Genomic DNA, 23,415 nt, shown 5'->3' on the forward strand with positions numbered 1-23,415 from the left:
CGCGTAGCAGCCTTTTGTGCTAGAAACAGCAGTTGACGGCACCGGGTCAAAATTTCCCCAAGGTCCTCCTTGGGCCGTTATCACACACCGCAACAAGCTGAATAGTAGGTGGCTTCGTCCGCAATGCGCTTGTCGAATTGGACTATAAGCGACTGCTCCGAGCCATAATCTGACACTCGGTATCGAGTACGCTAAGCTGGATCGTGCGAGGCACACATACATTCAGAAACTGCACCTTTGGGAGGACGGATGTATGATCATGCGAATTTTTCAGGTGACGACGCGGTCAGGTAAAGAAGACGAGTTTGGCCGCTTTTTTCGCGACACTGCGATCCCGTTGATGAAAAGCACCCCTGGAATCGTGCATCTTTTTCCGGGCGCGCCGAGAGGGTGGTCTTGACCCCTGAAACTGGTCCGAACCGAGTGCGAAATTTTGGGTATATTTCTGGCAACAAGGGAGTCTGGCGATACCGAAGAAACCATTCAGCGACGAACAGATTGTCTTTCGATTGTGGACAGGGCGCTTCGTCAGCCGAAAAAATTTTCAGTCGTGACCGGCTGGCTGGCTTTGAGCCGCAATTCCTCTGGAACGACACTACTTCAGGAAACCTCCCCACCTTTCTCGGAACATACTTGCATTCTTGCCTCTTGGCGTAGTCACCTATGGGTGACGAGCGGAGGAAGTCGATGAAGCCTTGGACAATCATGTTTTGTGCGTTCTGCACATTCGCTCTTGTCGCTTGTGCCCCAAAAGTTCGTACATATGAGAAAACCAATTCGGTTTCATTCTCGGCAAGGACAAACAGCACACTTGGGCAGACGGCGACCCGGCTTGGGGACCCCAACGACGGCCGGTCCGGTGTCAAATTGATCAGCGACGGCGAACAAGCCTTGGTGTCACGGCTTCTACTCGCTGCAGCGGCTGAACAATCGATCGACGCTCAATACTACCTTTTGAATAACGACCCGACAGGTCACCTCTTTGCGGCCAGCCTTTTGCAGGCGGCGGATCGAGGCGTACGTGTTCGCTTGCTTTTGGATGACATGGACACATCCGGATACGACGCGATGACAGCCGCATTGGACTACCACGAGAATATTGAAATCCGTCTGTTCAATCCTTTCTGGCGCGACCAAAGCCTGATCATTGCCGGGCTCACGGATTTCAAGCGGATCAATCGCAGAATGCACAATAAGTCGATGACCGCAGACAACGTGTTCACAATTGTCGGTGGCCGGAATATCGGCGCCGAGTACTTCCTGGCACGGGAGGAAATGAACTATGCGGATCTGGATGTTCTGGCAGCCGGTCCTGTCGTAAATGAAGTTTCACACAGCTTTGACGAATATTGGAACAGTGAGTTCGCGGTTCCGGCCCGCGTGGTCGTCGGGCAACCTGAAGAATTTTCGCTTGGCCAAGCGCGAAGCAGACTGAATGAGCTTGTGGAGGCGGCAAAGCAGACCCAGTACGGCGAAGCTCTCAGAAAATCCGCAAGGGAGAATTTTGCAGACGGAACGCTTTCCTTGGATTGGGTGCCCGCAAAACTCTACGCCGATCCGCCTTCCAAAGCCGCAGGGCTTGATAACTCAGATCCAATTCTTGCGTCGCAACTGCTGCCGTATTTCGAAGGTGCTGACAGGGAGGTCAATATCGTTTCGGCCTACTTCGTGCCACGCAACAACGGCGTGAAGTGGATGACCGAACTGGAAAATCGAGGTGTCGAAGTCAAAGTCGTAACCAACTCGCTTGCTTCAAACGACGTAGCACCAGTCTATGCGCACTACGCCAAAAAACGCCGGGCGTTGCTGCGCGGTGGGGTCGAGCTTTATGAATTGCGACCTGACGCTTATCAGGTCCAACGTCGTGGAATAAACTGGGCTCAATCTCGGTCCGGTCTTCATTCCAAAGCGTTCGCTGTCGATGACAGATATCTGTTTGTCGGTTCGTTCAATTGGGACCCTCGTTCAGTCAACATAAACACAGAAATGGGCATTCTCATCGACTCTCCGGCGTTGACCGCACAAACCATGGGTGCTTTGGACGATGCGCTTCCAGCATATACATATCATGTGACGCTGGAGAGTGCTGGCCAACTCAAATGGAGAACCCGGGGCGAGAACGGAGAAATCCTTGAATATGACTCAGAGCCAACGGGTTCGGCTTGGGATCATATCGTAGCTGGATTTTTCAGTATTTTGCCAATCGGCTCTCAGCTTTAGTAGCGTGGGAGAAGGTCCGTTCCTCTACTGTGCTGTTGACGTTCTATCAATTGCATCGCGCTTGTGGCAGTCTTCTTCGCATTTGAAGAAAAGTGGATAAGCAGGAGGGGCACATGGAAATTCGAACCACATCCGGGCGCGGCCGTTTATATGACAGCGTCCTGGACACGGTCGGCAACACGCCGTGCATTCGCATCAACAAAATCGCTCCGGCCAACGTGACGGTCTACGTCAAGTTTGAAGCCTTCAACCCCGCGGGCTCGGTCAAGGACCGCCTTGCGCTGAACATCATCGAAGCGGGCGAAAGGGAAGGTCGGCTGAAACCCGGGCAAACGGTCGTCGAGGCTACCTCGGGAAATACCGGGATAGGTCTTGCGATGGTATGTGCCGCAAAGGGTTATCCGCTTGTGGTCACTATGGCTGACAGCTTCTCGGTGGAACGCCGCCGGTTGATGCGGTTTCTTGGGGCCAAGGTTGTGCTGACGCCTCGTGCGCTCAAGGGTTTTGGGATGTACTCCAAGGCCAAGGAGTTGGCCGAGGCAAATGGCTGGTTTCTCGCCAGCCAATTCGAGACAAGCGCCAACGCCGACATCCACGAGGCCACGACAGCGAGGGAAATACTCAGTGATTTCGAAGGAGAGCGGCTTGACTACTGGATCACCGGTTATGGAACAGGCGGTACCGTTTCGGGCGTGTCGCGCGTGCTCAAGCGCGATCGCCCTGACACCAAGATCATCCTGACCGAGCCTGCAAACGCTGCGATTGTCGGGTCTGGCTACGTGAACACCCGCAATGAGGCCCATCAGCCTACTGAGAGCCATCCGGCTTTCGAGCCGCATCCCATTCAGGGTTGGACGCCCGATTTCATCCCGTATGTGCTTCAGGAAGCTCTGGACAATGCTTATTATGATGAACTGCTTCCCGTCGCCGGAGCGGACGGTATCACCTGGTCCAGGCGTCTGGCCGCAGAGGAGGGGATTTTCACCGGAATCTCAGGGGGGTCCACATTTGCCATCGCAATGGAAGTGGCCAAAAGCGCCCCGGACGGATCGGTGATGCTGGTGATGCTGCCCGACACAGGCGAACGGTATCTTTCGACACCGCTCTTTGATGGGATTGCCGAAGATATGACGGATGAGGAACGAGCGATTTCCATGTCGACACCAACGGCGCAAATGCCGTCTGAGTGAGCCAGGTCTCGTTGCTAATTTATCCGGGTTTTAGAACGTTCGATCTGTAGCGTTGATGCCGTATGAAAGTCTGCGGACAGCGTGGTTGCCGCAATGCATGGCCAGACGGTCAAACGATCCGGTTGGGTTGCGATTCAGAAGTTGAGCGGACTTCAACCGATGGCCGCCGAGTTTCCTGTGTCAAAGCCGCGTCTGTGCGGTGGAATGCTGACCTGAAGCGTCGATCGACAAAGCGTATCGTTGACAATAGATTTGCTTCTTCGAGGGAAGTACAGAATTTGCACCGTCAACTGAAAGGCTTTTGGGTGCCCTTGTGCAAGGCGGATTGGGGGATCCAGCACCTCCGCGATCTCAGGCTGGCGTGGCATCACCTTTTGGGGCGCTCGATGGGCGTCATGTTGTCTCAGGAAATCGCCTGCCACAGCCGCCCTTCGGATCGCTGCAACTTGGTTTCTGGAACGTGAAGCCGCACAAGGGTTTGAGCACTGCGCCGCCGTCGCCGCGCAAAGCAAACTGGCTGCAATAAACGCCGGCCTGGACGCGATGCACTCTTGGTCCGGAGAGCAGAACCTCAGCCAAATCCGGCAGGAAACACTTGTGCTTTGGGGCGATCGGGATCGGACTTATCCATGGAGCCAGACGCATATGCTTTGGCAAGAAATCTCCAAGACCTCGCTTGCGGTCGTGCCGGGTTGCGCCCATGCGGTTCATGCCGAGAAAACTGAACTATTCCAGCTTCTGGTCTCCGACTTTCTGGAGTGATGGGCACTGCAGGCGGCAGGGCGCTCTGCAGGAAACAGCCGAGTTCGGGCTGTTGAAGTTTCATTGGCGTTTATTCAAGAGCCAAGCGGGTTTATCTTCGTGCCAGTCGCAGCGCACGGGTTTTCCGCGCAGGGCCAGAAAGACCTATGTGAATCGCTCGTGGCTTGATTTGACGGCGACACGGAGCCCACACTCAAGTCTCACGAAACGCTTTCGCAAAGTAGTCACTGAACGGTTTGATCAGGTAGGCAATCGGTGTTCTGTCCTGCGTCCGTATGAAGGTTTCGACCGGCATTCCAGGGACCAGAGGTGTTTCCGCGGGCAGTTTTTTTTGCTCTCCGGCATTCAGTGCGATCTCGGCCGTGTAGTAAGTCTGGTTTGTCGAAGCCTCCTCGAACGCATCCGCAGAAACCAAGGTGACCCGTCCTGTCAATTCGGGCGTTTTGCGCTGATCCATGGCAGAAAAGCGCAAAACGACATCTTGTCCGACGAACATCTGGTCGACGTGAATGGGGTCGACGCGGGCACTTATGATCAGCGGACGATCCTGCGGAACCAGGTACAATACCGGTTCAGCCGGTTTCACAACCGCGCCAAGGCTGAAGATGTTCAATCCATGTACGACCCCAGAGACCGGCGCCGTGATTTCAAGGTTGGCGATACGCTCTGCGATATTCGTCGTTTCCTCGCGTAATTCCAGTTCCCGATACCGCAGGTCCCTGAGGCGGGTAATGGCATCTTCGCGGCGTTTGCTTTGCAACTTGAGGATTTGAATCTCGATTTCGGTCTTTCGCCCCTCGGATTCCGCGATACGGGCAGTCAGATCACCCATCGTGCCGCTCAGGCGTGCTTCTTCCCGTTGCAATGACAGAACGCGGGATGCGGGGGCCAACCCGCGTTCAAACAAGGACTCCTGATCCGTCAGTTCCTTTCGTATCAGGTCCAGCTGGGTGGCAAGCGCCAGTTTTTGAGCATCAATCCCGACAATCTGACTGTCGATCTGACCAACCCTTTTGAGTTGCTGATCAATCTCCTGCGCGATGGATTGCTTGCGCGCCACGAACAATCGTTCCTGCCCATAGACCAAGTCCGCGATGTCGATGTCCAAAGATGCGGCTTGCTGAAGTATGGGATCAAATCTGATTTCTTCGGTTCCGTCTCTTTCCGCCTCAAGACGACCACGGCGGGCCATAAGTTCGTAAAGCTCTTTTTCGGCGATCGCCAATTTGGTGGCAAGGTCATTGGACGCCAGCTTGATCAGGACATCACCGGCCTCGACCAAGGACCCTTCGTCGACAAGTATCTCGGCGACCACGCCGCCATCGGGGTGTTCCACAACCTGTTGATTTTGATCGACTTCAATTCGACCGCTGGCAACGATTGCCCCGGCAATATTGGTCGTGAAGGACCAATATCCAAAGCCCCCAAGCAACAGCATCAGACCCACGAGGCCCACGAGCACTGGCCCGCGCGCTGACCAGGAAAGGGATGAGTTTACGTCGGACCGTTCCGGTTTCATTTCAGGCCTCCCTGTCTGGCGGTTTTTGCGATTTGTTCGTGGTTGATAACGAGTTTCCGAAGAACGTCTTTCTTGGCGCCGAAGTCCCGGACGGTGCCGTTTTCAAGCATTATCAGCTTGTCGCATTCCTGGATTGCGGCCGGTCGATGAGCCACGATCAACACGGATTTTCCGTTTGCCTTGAACTCTTCAATTGCGCGATTGACCGCGGCACTGCCTTCGACGTCGAGGTTTGAATTAGGTTCGTCCAGTACCAGCAGAACGGGGTCGCCGTACATTGCGCGGGCAAGGCCGATACGTTGCATCTGACCACCGGACAGTTGCCCTCCGTTTGCCGATACGTAGGTGTCGTAGCCATCAGCGAGCCGTAGTATCATCTCATGCGCATCTGCCTTCTTTGCGGCTGCCACGACAGCGGCATCGTCCGGCTCGGGCGCCATTCGGGCAATGTTTTCGGCAATGGTGCCGTCGAACAGCTGAAACCGCTGCGGAAGATAGCCGATGAGGCCGCCAAGTTCGGTCGAGCCGTATTGATCCAGCGCGGCGCCATCCAGCCGGATCGTGCCGCTGTGCGGACGCCATACGCCAGTCAAGGATCTGGCAAGTGTGGATTTCCCCGCGCCGGACGACCCAATCAAGCCAACTGCTTCGCCGGGGTTCACGTTGAAGGAAACGGATTTCAGAGCGGCTTGCCGTGAGTTCGGCGGAAAGACGGTCAGGTTTTGAACAACCAACTTGGCTTTGGGTTTCGGCAGTCGCGTATTCACACGTTCGGGGGGTACGGTGCCGAGCAGTTCGGCCAGATTGTCCCAGCCTCTTTTTGCGGTCTGAACCAACTGCCATTGCGCCACAAGCTGCTCCATCGGTGCCAGCGCCCGGCCCAGCAGGATTGAGCTGGCAATCATTGCGCCTGCAGTCAGTTCCCCCTGAAGCACAAGAAATGCACCGACACCAAGGATGGCCGACTGCAAAAACAACCGGAAAGTCTTTGTTACGTTGGCAAAGCTGCCGCTTACGTCAGCCGAGCGGATCTGCTCCTTCAGCGCCCGGTCGCGCAAGGCCTTCCACCGCGTGAAGGTCGCATCGCGCATACCCATCGCCTCAACGATTTCGGCTTCGTTCCGCAACTGGTTGGACATTGCTTCGGACGAGGCGACAGCGCGGCTGGCATTCGACATGGGCCGTGCCGAAAAAAATCGGTTCAAGCCGGTCAGTGCCAAGATGACCAAGCCACCCAGCGCGGCGACAGCACCAAGCCAAGGGTGGAATATCCAGATGCCCAAGAGGAAGACGGGAGTCCAAAACACGTCGAAAAAGGCCATTGGAACCGGAGAAGACAAAAGCCGCTGAACAGCCTCAAGATCGCGCAGGCCGGTTTCCGTTTGATCGTCCGGAGCGACCGAGGCTTTGCGCTGCACCGCCTCGAATACCCGACGGTCAAGCCGTGCCTGAAAACGTGCCGCGACGCGTCCGAAAATTGTTCCCCGAGCATATTCAAGCAGGCCCAGAATGCCGTACAAGAACGCAACAAGCACCGAGAGAGCGACCAGCGTTTCCACGGATCGGCTGCCCAAAACCCGGTCGTACACCTGCAGCATGTACAATGGCCCTGTCAGCATCAGAAGGTTGGTGAAGCAACTGAGAACACCGACAAAAACGTACAGCCGCCAGCTTTGCCGACGCACTTCGCGAAGTTCCTGACGCCCCGTTTCAACTACGAATTTGGGTTTTCCCATTGGCCGTCACCTTTGTTCTCAACTGATGATCGATACGCTGATCTGACCCGGTTGGATTTGTTTTTGGTTTCGGCCTCAGCGAGCCCGGGAACGCTCTACGCGCCACCGCCGGGGACATATCGTGATTCAGAAATATTTGATCCGAACGGCCTGTGCGCTCCGTACCAGCGGTAAGCCAATCGTTGGCTTGCAAATCTCAGGTGGAGGAAATTATGACGACAATTGCAGGAATTGCCGCAGGAAATCCAAGCTTTAGCATTCTTGTCGCAGCAATAGGTTTTATCGATGACCAGAAGGGGACTGACTACCTCGGTGTCCTCAGTGGAACGGCTGGTGACCCTTCTGCGACCTACACGGTTTTTGCCCCGACAAACGCGGCATTCGGGCAGCTCGCAGCTGATCTGGGTTTTGCGGGCGACGTTACTGACACCGCAGCCGTAACCGCATTTCTGACCTCTCTGAACGAAGATCCGGTCGAAACCGCAACGTTGCTTGAGACGATCGTCACCTATCATGTTGCAGCAGGCACCCAAGGTTCGTCCGAGATTGCGTCGGCGGGTTCGGTGACCTCACTTCAGGGCGGAGTGATCGATGCGTCCGAATTGCCGACACTTGGCGATCTGGAGCCGGACCTCATCAACCCGTCGCTGGTGCAGACAGACATCCAGGCGGACAATGGCGTGGTCCACGTGATTGATCGCGTTCTGCTGCCGATCGATCTGCCAGGCAATGACGCTCCGACGATCACCGAAACCGTTCTTGCGATAAGCGGTGCATCCGGCTTTGACGAAAACGGGGGTGATTTCGACATTCTTCGAGAAGCCCTGATCGCGGCTGATCTGGCGGGCGCCCTTAATGACCCGAATGCCGACCTGACCGCCTTTGCGCCGACCGATGACGCGTTTATCGCGCTCTCGAACTCGCTGGGATACGAAGGCAGCGATGAGGGCGGAGCGTTTGCATACCTTGTTGACGCACTGCGTTTGCTCAACGGCGGAAACGATCCCATCGAACTGTTGACGACGGTGCTGACATACCATGTCTCGGGTGAAAGCCTGCAGGCCAGCCAAGTTCTTGCGTCTGAGGAAATCGAAACGCTCCAGGGCGGAACGATTGGTGTGGATGCCGAGACCCTTACCCTAGTCGATGCCGATCCGGACGTTCAGGATCCAAGCCTCATCGCGACCGACATTCAGGCGTCTAACGGTGTGATCCATGTGTTGAACGGCGTTCTGCTGCCCGCCGATCTACTGCAATCTGACGGTTCAGGGGCAGTCGATTTCGTCATCGGAGACGATGGGCGCGAAGTCATCCGCACAGGTCGGGACAATGACCTGATCGATGCCAAGGGCGGCAACGATATCGTTTTCGCAGGAAGTGGTGACGATCTGGTTCTCGCCGGTGACGGTCGGGACAAGGTTTTCGGCGGCAAGGGTGACGACACCCTGAACGGCGAGGGTGGAAACGACATCATCTTCGGCGGCCGTGGAAATGACGAGATCGCGGGCGGTGCCGGAAACGACAAACTCATCGGCGGCTCGGGCTCTGACAGCTTCGTCTTCGAACAAGGCGGCGGACATGACACTGTGTTCGGCTTTCGCGCAGGTCGCGACAAGATCGACCTCAGCGCCTATGGCTTCACAGACTATGAGGAGGTCGAGGATGCGATCAGCGGCCGTTTCTTCAAGACCAAGATCGATTTGGGAGACACGGAAATCTCGTTGTTCGGCGTCCGCGCCAGCAGCCTAGACGAAGGTGATTTCATTCTCTGATAGGCTAGCCCGCCTGAACTGACCAAAACTGTTTGGGCGGGCTTTTCTTGTTGAAACGGCTTCACAATATTTTTCGGGAACAGTGTTTTCGGCGTGTGTGGCGATAGCCGGGGCAAACGCCGATACTTGCCTTAAGTTATTTATTTTCAACACTTTTAGCCTTTTGGCCTGCGTGCATCCTGCAAGACGCAGGCACCCAATCAAGGTCGAAAACTCGTGATTACAGCGGTGCCCGGCGAGGTCGGGCCACGCATCGCGCGAAGCTCACCGCTGGCATCCTCAAGGCGGACTTCTCTGGCCACCATCGGCTGTATGTCTACGTCACCCCGCTCGATCAGGCCAAGCAGACGCGGGTACTTCCAGGACGGCATGCCCCGGGTGCCAAAAACCGAGAGCTGTTTGGAATATATCGCGCGCATGTTCATGCGCATCCAACCGTCATCCGACGGCATCCCAATCTGCACATGACGGCCCAAGATCGCGAGGCACTCCAGTGAAGCGTTCGTCGTGGTTTCGATGCCCAGAGCTTCGATGGAAACTTGCGCTCCTCCACCGGTGATTTCCAGGATCGCGGTCGCCGCATCCTCTTTGGATGCATTGACCGTCGCGTCCGCGCCGTGGAGTTTTGCGTGCTCGAGTTTCTCATCGACCACATCCACCACGACAACCCGGCATCCTAGCATTTTCGCAAGCAAGAGGACAGACAGACCAATTCCTCCGGTTCCATGAACAGCAACCCATTCGCCCGCAGCAACGTCTGCTCGGTCCGTCAAAGCATGCCATGCGGTGGTGACGCGGCAGCCAAGGCCGGCGGCGAGGGCAGGGGAGAGTGTGTCTGGCAAGTGAACCAAGTTATGGTCAAAAGGCACCGCAACATATTCCGCATAGGCGCCCGGTGCGCCAAATCCGGGAACGATCTGGTTGGCGCAGGTATTCGACACTCCGGTTTGACAGGCATGGCAATTGCCGCAGCCCAGGATGAATGGGGCGATGAGGCGATCACCCACCTTGTGTTTCGCATTCGACCCGGCCTCGACAACGGTTCCACAGTACTCGTGCCCCAGAATGGAGCCGTTTTGAACTTTCGGGTGGGCACCGGACCAGCCGTGGTAGTCCGAGCGGCACACGCCGCAGGCGGCGACCTCCAAGACCACTCCGTTGTCGGGGCAGGTTGGGTCCGGTACCGTTTCAATCGAAAGGTCTTCGTTGAACTCTCTGACGACTGCAGCTCGCACTTCGCGCTCCCAAAATGGTTTCGTAGACCCAGAAATCCCGTCCGGTCAGAACTAGACGGGTCGGTCGCCTTTCACGGTTACACGCCGCCCTTTTCGTTCCGCGGGCCAATAGTCCCAGATGGCGCGATGCATACAGCAACGATTGTCCCAAAAGGCCATATCGTTGAGCGACCACCGGAACCGGATTTGATAGTTGATCTGTTCGGCATGCTCGAAAAGCATGTTGAGGATCGCCTCACTTTCCTTGTCCGACAAGCCGATAATCTTCGTTGTGAACGTTCGGTTGACGAACAGCGATTTTCGTCCTGTCTCGGGGTGAGTTCGGACGATCGGATGAATTGCTTCGGGGCAATCAATATCCGCGTCCTTTTGGCCCCGGTCGCTGTACCGGCCCTTGTAGATGTGTTCGGAGCTGTGGAGGGCGGACAGTCCGTCGAGCATGCTTTTGATCGGTTCGGACAGATCGTCGTAAGCCGCATACATATCGCTGAACATGGTGTCCCCGCCGCAAGGAGGGGCAATGTGGATCTGAAGCATTGTTCCCAATGGAGGCGTCTCATCACATGACACGTCCGAGTGCCAGAACTCACCGTTGGCTACCTTTGAATTTTTAGTGGCATGGATCTCGAATATCTCCGGATATCCTTCCATCGTTGGGGCTGCGGGGTGTGCGTGGAGCGGCCCGAAGCGTTTCCCAAACTCTATGTGCTGCGCAGGCGGTATCTCTTTCTGCTCTTTGAAGAACAGAACCTGATAGGTGTGAAAGGCATCGCGGATTTCGGCGAACTGGTCGTCGGGCACAGGCTGGCTCAAATCGACCCCGTAGATCTCGGCCCCGAGGTTCGGAGCGAAAGGCTTGGCAACGATGGACGTGTAGGAGTTGGACTTTGGGGCAACCATGGGGACCTCGGGGCGCTGTTTAATTGGTCTGTTTTACGCAGGGTACAGATCAAAAAATGTAAACAAAAACGAAAATGATTTGATCCATCGGTGAAAATCTCTCACCTTTCGTGGAAACGGACGAAGGTGGCGAGGTCTTTGGGATGAGCATTCGAGCGTTGCGAACTTTGATCGCAATACATCGGCATGGAAGCTTTCGAGCCGCATCGGAGGCCGAGCATCTGACGCCGTCGGCGGTAAGCCATCAGATGCGGAATCTTGAAACCATGTGGGGGCTTAACTTGTTTGACCGGTCGGCCAAGACACCCAGACTGACCAGTGCGGGGCTCATGCTTGTCGAAGAGGCGGCGGCGGTCGTTGCCGCGTATGATGGCCTAGCCGACAAGGTGAGATCGGACAAGGAACTTGCCGGCGAGATTATCTTGGGTGCAGTTCCAACGACTTTGACGGGTTTGGTGCCTGCTGCGTTATCAAGGCTGAAGTCAGAACATCCTGACGTGCGTGTCAGAATTGTTCCGGGCTTGACCAATCAGCTGCTGTTGCAACTGGACCGCAAGCAGGTTCACGCAGCAATCATCTCACGCCCGGATATCCTGCCGAAGTCGCTGGAGTTCTCGGAAATCGTGACCGAGAAACTGGTCCTGCTCGTCTCGGAAAACACTCCGGATCATTCTCCCGAAGAGCTTCTCGGCGCACTGCCGTTTATCCGGTTCACTCGCGACGCGGTTGTGGGGAGGCAGATCGAGACCTGGCTGCAAAGGATGGGCATAGAAGTCAAAGACGCCATGGAGCTTGAAAGCCTCGAGGCAATATCAAGCATGGTCGCCGCTGAACTCGGGGTCTCGATCATACCTGACAGTCGTCTGGCGTCTTATGACCATTTGCGGCTCAAAAAAATTCCTCTGGAGCAGTTCGGACCCCGACGCATCGTCGGTCTTGCGAGTGTGGCAATGTCACCCCGTGCCAGAATGGTAGACGCTGTCCGGGGTGCGCTGCTGGATGCGGTGGGAACCTAGTCGGTTCTCAGGCGGAGCCGTAGCCCCTGATTGCTTTCGAGAATTGCTTTGGTGGCTGCACGTCATTGACGCCAGAAGCCGGTAGAGTGGCGGCGATGATTTTCGCTGCACCCAGAACCAGTTTCGTCATCGACGGGCGGCTGCTGTTCGCTCGAAAACTGTGCATCTCTTGGAAGGCCGCCAACTGGAAAAGCCCGTACAACTTGCAAAGTTTGAATTGATCGTCACACTTCTCGTATGAGCGAGTATTTTGATGAGATGTTCAACGGCGACGGATCTCTCAGAGGTCCTTACGAAGAGATCGGACGTTGGTTCAATGCGGAAGATGTCTCACGGCTGAGGGCCAAACAGCGCGAAGCCGAAGAAGTTTTCAGGCTGACGGGGATTACTTTCAACGTCTACGGCAAGACCGAGGCCGAAGAACGTTTGATCCCATTTGATATCGTTCCGCGCGTGATTTCAGGGCGCGAATGGCAACGACTGGAACGTGGCATTGAACAGCGGGTTCGGGCGATCAATGCGTTTCTTCACGACATCTATCACCGTCAGGAAATCGTGCGTGCCGGTCGCGTGCCGGCAGAGATGATTGCCAGCAACGAAGCCTTCCTGCCGCAGATGTTGGGTGTCTCACCGCCGGGGCAGGTCTACACCCATGTGGTCGGCGTCGACCTGGTGCGTACCGGGCCAGACGAGTTCTTCGTTTTGGAAGACAACGCCCGTACGCCGTCCGGGGTCAGCTACATGCTCGAAAACCGGGAAACCATGCTGAAGATGTTCCCCGAGCTTTTCAGCGCGACGAATGTGCGCAATGTATCCGATTACCCCCGCAATCTGAGACGCTCGCTTGCGGCCAGTGCGCCGGCCTGCGCGGATGGCGAGCCGACCGTCGCGGTATTGACTCCGGGGATCTACAATTCAGCCTATTTTGAACATGCGTTTCTGGCCGATCAGATGGCCGTGGAACTGGTCGAGGGCCACGACCTGCGGGTTGTCGACGGGCGCGTCTGCATGCGTACCACGCGAGGTTACAAACCAATCGACGTTCTTTACCGCCGGGTTGACGATGATTTCCTGGACCCGCTGAATTTCAACCCGGGCAGCGCGCTGGGCGTTCCCGGCATTCTGGACGTCTATCGGGCTGGGGGCATCACGATCGCCAACGCGCCGGGCACGGGCATTGCCGATGACAAGGCGATCTATTCCTACATGCCTGAAATCGTTGAGTTCTACACGGGTGAGAAGCCTCTGCTCAAAAACGTTCCTACGTGGCGCTGCAGCGACCCCGAGTCGCTTTCCTACGTATTGGACAACCTGTCCGTTCTTGTCGTCAAAGAGGTGCACGGGTCGGGCGGCTATGGGATGCTGATCGGTCCGACCGCCAGCAAGAAAGAGATTGCGGCCTTCCGTGACAAGCTCAAGTCGCGGCCGTCGAACTATATCGCGCAGCCCACATTGTCTCTCTCGACAGTACCGATTTTCGCCCGTTCGGGACTTGCCCCCCGGCATGTCGATCTTCGGCCGTTTGTTCTGGTGTCCCCGGATGGGATCGAGATCACCCCCGGCGGCCTGACGCGCGTTGCGCTGAAAAAAGGGTCTCTGGTCGTGAATTCAAGCCAAGGCGGCGGGACCAAAGACACCTGGGTTCTGGAGGACTGACCATGCTGGGAAAAACTGCTGGCGGTTTGTTCTGGATGTCCCGGTATCTTGAGAGGGCGGAAAACACGGCCAGATTGCTTGAAACAGGTCAGAGGATGGCGCTGACCCGGACCAAGAATTCCGATGCGGAATGGGGCTCGGTTCTGAAAACCGCCGGCGTTTTCGGTGGTTACAGCGCCAAATATGATGAGATTTCAAAAGACAATGCCGTGGATTGGATGTTGCGAGATGTCGACAACCCATCCTCGATCAAGTCCGTCATCAAGCAGGCGCGAGACAACGCGCGCCTTGTTCGAACCGCATTGACCCATGATGTCTGGAGCGCGGTGAACGCCACATGGATGCAGATTGATCAAGCCATGAAGCGCCGCGTGAACGAGAGAGACCTGCCGGGGACGCTGGAGCTTATTCGTCAACAGGCGGCTCTGGTTCGTGGCGCAACGCTGGGGACCATGCTGCGCAACGATATTTTCGACTTCACCCGGATCGGCACCTTTGTCGAGCGGGCCGACAATACCGGGCGCATCCTGGACGTTAAGTACTATGTCCTTCTGCCCACGGCCTTTTCAGTCGGCTCGTCACTGGACAACATCCAATGGGAAAGCATCCTGCGGTCCGTGGGTGCGGGTGGTGGCTATCGCATGACCCACGGCCAGAATACCCGGCCGTCGGAAATTGCACAGTTTCTGATCCTTGATCAGCGGATGCCCCGCAGCCTGCATTTCTGCTGCAGGAAAATCCAAGAGAACCTTTCTTATCTCAGCAAAGACTATGGCTTTGCGGGGCCGTCGGTTACGGCGGCCAATGCGCTGTCCGAGAAGTACCTCGACCGGCAGATTTCCGATATCTTTGACCTTGGGCTGCACGAGTACATTCAGGACTTTTTGAAAGATCTCGGAGACTTGAGCCGCCAGATTGAAGTTGATTACCGGTTCTATGAGTGACCAATGAAACTGCATATTCGCCACGAGACACGATACGATTTCGACGCGCCGGTTCCCTTTGGCCTGCAGCAGCTGAGAAAGACGCCCAAATCCTTCCGCAATCAGAATATCCTCTCTTGGAGCACCGAAGTGACCGGGGGGCGCAAAGAGTTGAGCTTTGAGGACTACCATCGCAACACGGTGGAACTGATCAGTTTCGAAGCGAATACCCAAAGCATCTCATTGATCTCCGAAGGTTTTGTCGAGGTTGAAGACACGCATGGGGTGTTGGGACGTCACGAGGGCTCGACGCCGTTGTGGCTTTTTCAGCGGAGCACGCCTTTGACAACGCCGGGCAAGGGGGTTGCAGACGTGATTGCCGCTTTGCCGGATGGTGAGCCGCTTGAGCGGATGCATGCCCTGTCCGAAAGCGTTCGGGCTCAGGTCTCCTACGAAGTGGGAGGCTCGCACCCGGACTGGAGCGCAGAAGACGCTCTCAAGGCCGGGCGCGGCGTGTGCCAGGACCATGCGCATGTGTTCATCACCTGTGCGCGGAAGATCGGTGTGCCGGCCCGCTATGTCTCGGGTTACCTGATGATGAACGAAACCGAATTGCAAGATGCCACCCACGCGTGGGCCGAAGTTCATCTGGACGGGCTTGGGTGGGTTGGATTTGACGTGTCCAACGGGATTTCACCCGATGACAGATACGTGCGTGTCGCAACCGGTCTGGACTATGCCCAGGCGGCCCCGGTAATAGGAAACAGAATTGGGGCAGCGGGCGAGCAGTTGACGGTTCAATTGCAGGTCGCACAGCAGTAACGGAGAACCTGATGACCTATGCTGTGGGCATGCGGCTGAACCGCGGACTGGTTTTCATGTCTGACACGCGCACGAATGCAGGTGTCGACAACGTGTCCACCTTCAACAAGATGTTCAATTGGACCGTTGAAGGCGACCGTTCGATCACCTTGTTGACGGCCGGCAACTTGGCGACCACCCAAGCCACCATAAGCCTGCTGGAAGAACGTACAAAAGCCCCGGAAGACCGGTCGCCGTCGATCCTTGAGGCGCCGACGATGTTTCAGGTCGCCCAATTGGTTGCGGCAACGCTGAACGACGTCATTGAGGGGCATTCCCGAGCGGGCCAACAGGCAGACAGCGCCTTTCACGCGACCCTGATCCTGGGGGGGCAGATCAAAGGCGGCCCGTCGCGCCTGTTTCTGATCTATCCCGAGGGCAATTTCATCGAGGCCGGTGAGGATACCCCGTTCTTTCAGATCGGTGAGACGAAGTACGGCCGCCCCATACTGGTACGCGCGTTTGATCCGGACATGAGCTTTTCCGAAACGGTCAAGCTGTTGCTGGTCAGTTTCGATTCAACGATCAAGGCCAATCTGTCCGTCGGCGCACCGCTTGATCTGCTGCTTTATGAGGAAGACAGCCTTACGGCCGGCACGCGTTCAAGGTTCGAGCCCGACGATCAGTACTTTCGGACAATATCCGAAGGGTGGGGCGATGCGCTGAAGGCCGCCCTGTCAAAGCTTCCGGCATACGAAGCCTGACGAGCGAATTCTTGTGCTCCTGCTGGGCGCAGGTTTCAGGCTGCCAAACCCTCAGCAGCCATTTGACTCCGGGTCACTCAGATAGGCGATCATCTGTTCCAGGTCGCGGCGAATCCCGTGCAGGTCTTTGATCTTTTGATCCACATCGGCCAACTTGCTTCTTAGGTTCGCGATCACCTCGGGCCGCGGGATGGTGTTTTCCGGGTCTTCCGGTAGGAAGCGCTTGATTTCCGACAGAGAAAAGCCAAGCGACTTGCTCATTGCGATGGTCTTGATGCGCGAAATCATTGCGTCGGGATAGTCGCGATAACCGTTCTCCAGACGCTCGGGCGGTGGGATCAGGCCGTGTTTTTCGTAGAACCGAATGCTTGACGCTGACACGCCCGTGGATTCTGCCAATTTTCCGATCTTCATGCCCTTGACCTTCAACCATTGTCGAAGGTTTATATCACCTGGGATCGAGAAGAAAAGGATCCCAAGATGACTGTTTCACCGCTGTTTGAACCGCTCACATTGCCAAACGGCGCGGTTCTCAGAAACCGTCTGGCAAAAGCTGCAATGGAAGAAAGCCTGGCGGCTTTCGGGCAGGTGCCAGACGAGAAAATTCACCGGCTTTATCGCCGCTGGGCCGCGGGCGGCGCGGGCTTGTTGATTACTGGAAATGTAATGGTCTCGGCTGATGCGCTGTCCGGCCCCGCCAGCGTGGTTCTGGAAGACGGAACCGATCTTGCGCCTTTCCGGGAATGGGCCGAGGCAGGGCAGACGCGCGGCGGAGCAATCTGGTTGCAGATCAATCATCCCGGTCGTCAGGTCCTGGCGAGCCTGGGAGAAGAAACGGTGTCGGCGTCCGACGTTCCGGTCGAGATCCCCGGCATGTCCAAAAATTTCAACCCGCCGCGGGCCCTGACCGAGGCCGAAATCCAAGACCTGATTGCCCGTTTTGCTCGAACAGCCGCGTTGGCCGAAGAAGCAGGATTTGACGGCGTTCAGATACATGCCGCCCACGGCTATCTTATCAGCCAGTTTCTATCACCCTTGACCAATCGCCGTACCGACCATTGGGGCGGCTCTTTGGAGAATAGGGCGCGCTTCCTTTTTGAGGTCGTTCGCGCGATCCGGGCCAGCGTGTCCAGGAGTTTTACCGTTTCGGTGAAGCTGAACTCGGCTGATTTTCAGAAAGGTGGATTTGGGCAGGATGATGCCAAATGGGTGGTCAACCAACTTGGCGATATGGCTATTGATCTGGTCGAATTGTCCGGCGGTTCCTATGAGAGTCCGGCCATGCAGGGCAGGCAGGAGGATGGCACCAGCACGGCCCGGCGCGAAGCCTATTTTGTAGACTTCGCGCGGGAGATCGCTGCTGACGCGAAAATGCCGATCATGGTGACCGGCGGCATTCGCTCTCGGGCTGTTGCCGAGGATGCATTGGCCAACAACAGGGGCGGGATTGGCGTCTCGGTTCTGGGAGTGGCTCGCGCGATGGCGTTTGAACCTGATCTTGTCGAAAACTGGCGGAATGGCAAATCAGAGTCGGTCAATATCCCGGAAGTGTCTTGGAAAAACAAAAGGCTGGCGGGGTTCGCCTCGATGGTGCTGGCGTATTTCCAGCTTGAACGACTGGCAAATGGCAAGCCACCGAAAGTACCTCACTCGGCATTTCTCGCGCTGATGCGAAATCAGATGCGGGCGAAGCGATGGACGAAACGATACCGTTCCTGGCGCGATGCCCGGGCATGATGTGGTCAGGGAAGCCTAAAGCAGGGAGCCAACGGCGTTTGTGCGGGTAATCACCGTGTGGCGGCGCCTTTGACGCTTGGCTTCCGGCACCGACCGCAGGTGTTTCTGCCGTTGCCGCCAGAGTTGGAAATGGGCGCAACCTTACGCAGGTTGCGCCCGAATTTTTGCCTGCTCGCCGCTTCTAACCAAGCAACCCTGGCAGGGTCAGCGAGATCGCGGGCACAAAGGTGATCAGCATCAGAGCAACCAGAATTGCCAGGTAAAAGGGCCATATCGTCCGAACCGCCTTTTCCATCGGCAGTTTGCCAACGGCGCAGCCGACAAACAGGCAGGAGCCAACCGGAGGGGTGCACAGTCCCAGGCCTAGATTCACCAGCAAGATCATTCCGAACTGCAGGGGATCAATGCCAAGGCTGTTGGCAACCGGCAGGAAGATCGGCGTGCAGATCAGGATCAGGGCCGCCATGTCCATGATCATACCCAGAAGCAACAAAACCGCATTGATCATCAGCAGGATAAGGATCGGGTTTTCCGTCAGGCCTGTCAGCAGATCCACCGTTTTGTCCGGCACTCTGTAGAAGGTCAGCATGTAGGCAAAGGCGCCCGCGCAGGCGATCAGGATCATGACCATGGCCGTCGTACGTACGGCCGACGCAACCGCGATGCAGAACTTGTCCCAGGTGATGCTCCGGTAGACCACGAGCGTGACGACAAAGGCATAGATGGCGCCGAACGCCCCGGATTCGGTGACCGTGAAGATGCCTGACAGGACACCTCCGACGATGATCACGGCTGTCAGCAGCCCGGGGATCGCGCTGAGAAAGCTGATGACCAGAGCCTTCCAGCCCGGAAAGGTTTCGGCCTGATACCCTCGGCGCACCGCAACAAGATACGCGGCGACGGCTAGGCAGAGGCACATCAACACGCCCGGAACTACACCCGCGAGGAAAAGCTTCGAGATCGAAATGCCGCCCCCCGCTGCTATGGCGAAGATGATCATGTTGTGGCTGGGAGGGATGATGATCCCTGCGATCGACGATGTGACCGTCACATTGACCGCATAATCCGCGTCGTAGCCTTTCTCTTTCATCACGGGAACAAGAATTGAGCCGAGAGCAGATATGTCGGCGATGGCCGATCCGGAAATTCCACCAAACAACATCGACGAAAACACATTCACGATGCCCAAGCCCCCACGAACGGCGCCGACCGCGGCTGACGCGAACCGCACCAGACGCATGGCGATCCCGCCGTGGAACATCAGTTCGCCGGCGAAGATGAAAAACGGGATTGCCATCAACGAGAAAACGTTGATGCCCGAGATGATCCGCTGGAACCCGATCATCAGCGGCAAACCTTCGAACCAGAAGGCCGAGATGGCGGCAATGCCCAAGGCGAATGCCACGGGTGTTCCGATCAGTACACACAGGGCGAAGACGCCAAGCAAAAGAAGAATTCCCATGATCCGCCTCTATTCGATGCTGTCTTTTCGCTCGTCAAAACCGACGCAGAGGCGGATCAGGTGACCAACGGAAAACACAAGGATAAGGCCCCCGCCAATGGTCAGGGGCAATGACCGCAAGCCTTCTGGAACCTGGATCAAGGGGATGAGCGACCCCCATTTGAACATCGTAAGCCGCGCCCCGAACACCAGCATCAGAGCACCGAATCCGGCCATGATCACATCCGTGCAAACGACCAGAGCCGTCCTGACTCGTCGCGGAACGGCCGAGCGCACGAGAGACACGGACAAATGCGTGTTGTCGTGCACACCGACAGCCGCTCCGATGAACGCGATCGTCATGACTAGCAGCAGGGCGACCTGCTCGACCCACGTTGGCGTTGCGTTCAGGACGTAGCGGCCGAAGACGAGCCAGCCGAATATGATGGTGACCACGACCAGCGCGACACCGGTCACGATCCGGCATGCATCGGCGATGCGGTCGAGGATCCGGACCATAGTGCGCACTGAGGACGGGGGCGGAGATGTATTGCTCATAAGCCTGAAACTCTTGATCAGATGTCCGGCCCCGCATTGGCATGGCCGGACTGTATCAGATCCGATACGGTTCGATCACTCGGTCGCCTGGATGGTTTCAACCAATGGGCGGAGGTCAGGGTTGGTTGCGAAATAGGCCTCGTAGACCGGGGCCATCGCGGCCTGGAACGGCGCTTTGTCGGCCACTTCGTTCACTACCACACCCGCAGCCTCGACCGCCGCGCGGCTGGCCGCTTCACGCTCGGCCCACAATTGCCGCTGCAACTCGGCGGACTCTTGCGCCGCCTCTCTGACTGCGGCCTGTAGTTCGGGCGACAAGGCGTTGAATTTGTCGGTGTTGACGCACACGCATTCAGGGATGATCAGGTGCTGGGACAGCGAGTAATAGCCGGCAACCTCGAAATGGCCGGTCGACTCGTAGGACGGCCAGTTGTTCTCGGCGCCATCGACGACCCCGGTCTTCAGGGCCTGATAAACCTCGGCGAAGGCCATGGGCGAGGGGTTGCCGCCAAGTTCGGCAATCATGCCGGTGAACAGATCGTTGTTCATGACCCGCACTTTCATGCCCTGGACATCGGCCGGGGTATTGATCGGCTTGGTCCCGTTGTAGAAGGATCGGGCGCCGGCGTCATACCAGGCAAGCGGGGTCAATCCCTTGGCTGCCATACCGGCCGCGATCGCGGCACCGCCCTCGCTGTCCAGAACGCGGAACATGTGTGGGACGTCCTTGAAGATGAAGGGCAATGAAACGACATTTGCCTCGGCGACAATCGGGCCAATCGGACCCAGGTTGAAATTTCCGACCTCCAAGGCGCCAGCGCGGACCTGTTCGACCGCATCGGGCTGGCTGCCCAATGTGCCGCCGTGGAACATTTGCAGGTTGATTTCACCGCCGGTCTTTTCGGTGACCAGTTCGGCGAATTTGTCCATCGCGACAGTATTCGGGTAGCCGTCTGCGTGGATGTTCCACCCGCGCCAATCCTCGGCCAAAGATGCGCTGCCGGTCATGACGACCATGGCTGCGGCGCCGATCAGTGTTTTTGTAAGTTTGGTGTTCATGCTTTCCTCCCTAGAAGCAGACAGATGTTTTTGGTGATCGGTCGGAGCCGGCTATGAAAAGAGCAGGCCTCCGTTGATGTCGATGTTCGCGCCCGTAATGAAAGCGGCGGCGTCCGAGGCCAGAAACGCGACGAGGTTTGCCACATCCTCGGACGTGCCTTCGCGTTTCAGCGGTGTGGCGCTGGCCACGTTGGTGCGGACTTCGGTCTTGGTGAAGACATTGTGGAAGTCTGTGTCGATCATGCCCGGGCAAACCGAATTGATCCGGATCTCGGGCCCCAGTTCCTTGGCCAGCCCACGTGTCATCGTCATGACCGCCCCCTTCGAGGCCGCATAGGCGACCGCGCCCGGACCACCGCCGTCACGACCCGCCTGACTGGCGAACCCGACGATCGCGCCGCCTTTTTTCATGTGCGGCAACACCGACTGAACGGCGCGGGCAAAAGAAGTGGTGTTCAGGTCCATAACGTAACGCCAGTGGTCCATGTCCATATCGGACAGGGTCTTTCGGGCCACCAACCCTCCGGTCACGTGGACAAGAATGTCGATCCGGGGCCCGAAAGCGGCAATCGTTTCTGAGACCAGCCTGTCCACATCTGCGCCAGACGTCATGTCGCCCTGTACGGCAATCGCCTGGCCGCCGGCAGCCGTTATCTCCTGGACCGCCGACACTGCACCCGTAGATGAGCTGTGATAGTTGATTGCGACCGACGCTCCGGCCTCGGCCATTTTCAGAACGCAGGCACGGCCGATGTCCCGTCCGCCGCCGGTCACGATCGCAACCTTCCCTGCAAGGTCCCGGTTCAGGCCAATCTGTTCAGCGTTCAATTCGGTCATTCTCTTGTCCCTTTGGATCCCCGGTCAGCCTGCCGGCGCGCCCGTTCCGATATTTGAGTTCGAACCGGCATGAAGCAGTATTGCGTATTTTAGTCGACTAGGATACTAGTATTGTCAACAACTTTGTTTGAGGGTCACAAAGGGCATCGCACGGCGCGTGCCAAAATAATTGGCTGGAGTTACATTGAGGAGTATCGAGGGAGGGGCCTCGAGCCACGGAAAACCACCCGAGTTGGTCATGCGCAGAAAAAAGGCAAGAAATGCAAATTATTACGGACAAGATCGAGCGGCGCACAACCACTGACATCGTTTATGAGAGCCTGTACGAGGCGATCGTTTCGCTTGAAATTCTGCCGGGGACGAAACTGTCCGAAGCAGACATCGCAAAGAAGTTTGAGGTGTCCAGGCAGCCGGTCCGCGATGCTTTCAACAGGCTCGAGGCGCAGGATTTGCTGCTGATCCGTCCTCAGAAAGCCACTCGGGTCCGCAGCTTTTCAATGGAACGGATCGGTCATGCACGCTTTGTTCGCCTGGCCGTCGAGTTGGAGGTGGTGCGCGCTGCATGCCAGGTCTGGAGGCCCGAGTACTCGAAGTTGCTGGAAGACAACCTCAAGCGGCAGAAAGACGTGGTTTCAAGGAACGAGGCCGAAGAGTTTCATCAACTCGACTATGACTTTCATCGGTTGATATGCGAGCTGAGCGGCAACCCGCTGGCCTTTGACACGATTCAGGAATGCAAAAGAAAGATCGACCGCCTGTGCGTTCTGAGCCTTGGGCGCGAGAGCGAGGCCGAGACTCTGGTTCGGGATCATGTGGCGCTGGCCAAGGCGCTTGCAGACCGCGACGAGGCGGTGGCGAGCGAAACCATTCGCCGTCATCTGGGCCGTATCGACAAGACCATCGAAGAGGTTCACGCGAAACATGCCGAGTATTTCGAGTGAAATGAACGCCGCCACCTGACCGAGGACACTGCATCATGACCAATAGCTATCCGATTATGTCGCCCGCCCCGGGCGTCACGCGCCAGGTTTTGGCAGATCACGAAGACCTCATGATGGTGTCCTTCCGGTTTGAAGAAGGTGCCGAAGGCGCGCTGCACGACCACCCGCATGTGCAGTCGACATTTGTGCGGTCCGGGCGGTTCAATTTCGTCATCGGAGATCAGGAGCGAGAGCTGGGGCCCGGTGACAGCCTGATCATTCCGTCCGGCGTTAGCCATGGTTGTGTTTGCCTGGCGGCCGGAGAGTTGATCGACTGTTTCACGCCCAGGCGGGACGACTTTCTGTAAG

22 protein-coding genes are annotated in these 23,415 nt (G+C 57.0%); 12 read left to right on the top strand and 10 right to left on the bottom strand.

Translation table 11 applies throughout. The features are described from left to right. Window positions 1-687: 687 nt before the first annotated feature. From ACR0CU_RS03190 to ACR0CU_RS03200, 3 genes are all read left to right on the top strand, one after another. Window positions 688-2,220 (top strand): phospholipase D family protein, encoded by a 1,533-nt coding sequence (locus tag ACR0CU_RS03190; RefSeq protein WP_170445194.1) that lies wholly within the window; start codon window positions 688-690, stop codon window positions 2,218-2,220. Between the two features lie 113 nt (window positions 2,221-2,333). Next, complete coding sequence (locus tag ACR0CU_RS03195) at window positions 2,334-3,410, top strand: PLP-dependent cysteine synthase family protein (RefSeq protein WP_170357433.1); 1,077 nt, start codon at window positions 2,334-2,336, stop codon at window positions 3,408-3,410. A gap of 543 nt (window positions 3,411-3,953) precedes the next feature. Then, window positions 3,954-4,172 (top strand): alpha/beta fold hydrolase, encoded by a 219-nt coding sequence (locus ACR0CU_RS03200; protein WP_170445200.1) that lies wholly within the window; start codon window positions 3,954-3,956, stop codon window positions 4,170-4,172. 193 nt (window positions 4,173-4,365) lie between these two features. On the opposite strand, the gene ACR0CU_RS03205 is transcribed toward ACR0CU_RS03200, so the two are convergent. Both ACR0CU_RS03205 and ACR0CU_RS03210 read right to left on the bottom strand, forming a co-directional pair. Then, window positions 4,366-5,691, bottom strand: coding sequence for an HlyD family type I secretion periplasmic adaptor subunit (locus ACR0CU_RS03205; protein ID WP_170445203.1), 1,326 nt, complete (start codon window positions 5,689-5,691; stop codon window positions 4,366-4,368). After that, window positions 5,688-7,427: a type I secretion system permease/ATPase gene (locus tag ACR0CU_RS03210; protein WP_480642444.1), complete on the bottom strand. Its 1,740-nt coding sequence runs from the start codon at window positions 7,425-7,427 to the stop codon at window positions 5,688-5,690. The genes ACR0CU_RS03205 and ACR0CU_RS03210 overlap by 4 nt, the downstream gene beginning before the upstream one ends. Before the next feature lie 212 nt (window positions 7,428-7,639). On the opposite strand from ACR0CU_RS03210, the gene ACR0CU_RS03215 reads away from it, so the two are divergent. Continuing rightward, window positions 7,640-9,199, top strand: a complete 1,560-nt coding sequence (locus ACR0CU_RS03215; RefSeq protein ID WP_170366846.1) for a fasciclin domain-containing protein — start codon at window positions 7,640-7,642, stop codon at window positions 9,197-9,199. Window positions 9,200-9,399: 200 nt separating this feature from the next. Here the strand turns inward: ACR0CU_RS03215 and ACR0CU_RS03220 are convergent, their stop codons facing one another. Further along, entirely contained in the window at window positions 9,400-10,434 is a 1,035-nt protein-coding gene (locus ACR0CU_RS03220; protein ID WP_480642445.1) for a zinc-binding dehydrogenase, read from the bottom strand. Window positions 10,435-10,485: 51 nt separating this feature from the next. After that, window positions 10,486-11,334 (bottom strand): TauD/TfdA dioxygenase family protein, encoded by an 849-nt coding sequence (locus tag ACR0CU_RS03225; protein ID WP_480642447.1) that lies wholly within the window; start codon window positions 11,332-11,334, stop codon window positions 10,486-10,488. A 110-nt stretch (window positions 11,335-11,444) separates the two neighbouring features. Here ACR0CU_RS03225 and ACR0CU_RS03230 point away from each other — a divergent pair, with 110 nt between their 5' ends. Next, the gene (locus ACR0CU_RS03230; RefSeq protein WP_367647503.1) at window positions 11,445-12,350 is read left to right on the top strand and encodes a LysR family transcriptional regulator; all 906 of its coding nucleotides are present in this window, start codon (window positions 11,445-11,447) and stop codon (window positions 12,348-12,350) included. Between the two features lie 7 nt (window positions 12,351-12,357). Here ACR0CU_RS03230 and ACR0CU_RS03235 read toward each other — a convergent pair whose 3' ends face one another. Then, window positions 12,358-12,480 (bottom strand): hypothetical protein, encoded by a 123-nt coding sequence (locus ACR0CU_RS03235; protein WP_302478126.1) that lies wholly within the window; start codon window positions 12,478-12,480, stop codon window positions 12,358-12,360. A 107-nt stretch (window positions 12,481-12,587) separates the two neighbouring features. Here ACR0CU_RS03235 and ACR0CU_RS03240 point away from each other — a divergent pair, with 107 nt between their 5' ends. The 4 genes from ACR0CU_RS03240 to ACR0CU_RS03255 are packed head-to-tail and all read left to right on the top strand — an operon-like array spanning window position 12,588 to window position 16,494. Further along, on the top strand, window positions 12,588-14,006 hold the full coding sequence (locus tag ACR0CU_RS03240) for a circularly permuted type 2 ATP-grasp protein (RefSeq protein ID WP_170445215.1): 1,419 nt from the start codon (window positions 12,588-12,590) through the stop codon (window positions 14,004-14,006). 2 nt (window positions 14,007-14,008) lie between these two features. Continuing rightward, window positions 14,009-14,950, top strand: coding sequence for an alpha-E domain-containing protein (locus ACR0CU_RS03245; protein ID WP_480642450.1), 942 nt, complete (start codon window positions 14,009-14,011; stop codon window positions 14,948-14,950). A gap of 3 nt (window positions 14,951-14,953) precedes the next feature. Further along, a complete protein-coding gene (locus ACR0CU_RS03250) occupies window positions 14,954-15,751 on the top strand; it encodes a transglutaminase family protein (protein WP_170450445.1) in 798 nt (265 codons plus the stop codon). An 11-nt stretch (window positions 15,752-15,762) separates the two neighbouring features. After that, on the top strand, window positions 15,763-16,494 hold the full coding sequence (locus tag ACR0CU_RS03255; protein ID WP_170366850.1) for a proteasome-type protease: 732 nt from the start codon (window positions 15,763-15,765) through the stop codon (window positions 16,492-16,494). Between the two features lie 51 nt (window positions 16,495-16,545). Here ACR0CU_RS03255 and ACR0CU_RS03260 read toward each other — a convergent pair whose 3' ends face one another. Beyond that, entirely contained in the window at window positions 16,546-16,908 is a 363-nt protein-coding gene (locus tag ACR0CU_RS03260) for a MerR family transcriptional regulator (protein WP_170445224.1), read from the bottom strand. A gap of 66 nt (window positions 16,909-16,974) precedes the next feature. Here ACR0CU_RS03260 and ACR0CU_RS03265 point away from each other — a divergent pair, with 66 nt between their 5' ends. After that, window positions 16,975-18,231 carry an NADH:flavin oxidoreductase/NADH oxidase family protein gene (locus ACR0CU_RS03265; protein WP_170445227.1) on the top strand — a complete coding sequence of 419 codons (1,257 nt, stop codon included), beginning with the start codon at window positions 16,975-16,977 and terminating at the stop codon, window positions 18,229-18,231. A gap of 181 nt (window positions 18,232-18,412) precedes the next feature. On the opposite strand, the gene ACR0CU_RS03270 is transcribed toward ACR0CU_RS03265, so the two are convergent. The 4 genes from ACR0CU_RS03270 to ACR0CU_RS03285 all read right to left on the bottom strand — a co-directional run bounded on the left by ACR0CU_RS03270 (window position 18,413) and on the right by ACR0CU_RS03285 (window position 22,126). Continuing rightward, window positions 18,413-19,693: a TRAP transporter large permease gene (locus tag ACR0CU_RS03270; RefSeq protein ID WP_170339264.1), complete on the bottom strand. Its 1,281-nt coding sequence runs from the start codon at window positions 19,691-19,693 to the stop codon at window positions 18,413-18,415. A gap of 9 nt (window positions 19,694-19,702) precedes the next feature. Then, window positions 19,703-20,191, bottom strand: coding sequence for a TRAP transporter small permease (locus ACR0CU_RS03275; RefSeq protein ID WP_244952395.1), 489 nt, complete (start codon window positions 20,189-20,191; stop codon window positions 19,703-19,705). A 114-nt stretch (window positions 20,192-20,305) separates the two neighbouring features. Continuing rightward, window positions 20,306-21,289, bottom strand: coding sequence for a TRAP transporter substrate-binding protein (locus ACR0CU_RS03280; protein WP_093961689.1), 984 nt, complete (start codon window positions 21,287-21,289; stop codon window positions 20,306-20,308). 51 nt (window positions 21,290-21,340) lie between these two features. Then, window positions 21,341-22,126, bottom strand: coding sequence for an SDR family NAD(P)-dependent oxidoreductase (locus ACR0CU_RS03285; RefSeq protein ID WP_170445230.1), 786 nt, complete (start codon window positions 22,124-22,126; stop codon window positions 21,341-21,343). Window positions 22,127-22,386: 260 nt separating this feature from the next. Between ACR0CU_RS03285 and ACR0CU_RS03290 the strand changes: the two genes are divergently transcribed. Together ACR0CU_RS03290 and ACR0CU_RS03295 are read left to right on the top strand one after the other, a co-directional pair. Continuing rightward, entirely contained in the window at window positions 22,387-23,067 is a 681-nt protein-coding gene (locus ACR0CU_RS03290) for a GntR family transcriptional regulator (protein WP_170445233.1), read from the top strand. A 35-nt stretch (window positions 23,068-23,102) separates the two neighbouring features. Next, window positions 23,103-23,414 (top strand): cupin domain-containing protein, encoded by a 312-nt coding sequence (locus ACR0CU_RS03295; protein WP_170445236.1) that lies wholly within the window; start codon window positions 23,103-23,105, stop codon window positions 23,412-23,414. The last annotated feature ends 1 nt before the right edge of the window (window position 23,415 follow it).

The sequence above is a fragment of the Ruegeria sp. BC2 genome (assembly GCF_056539245.1).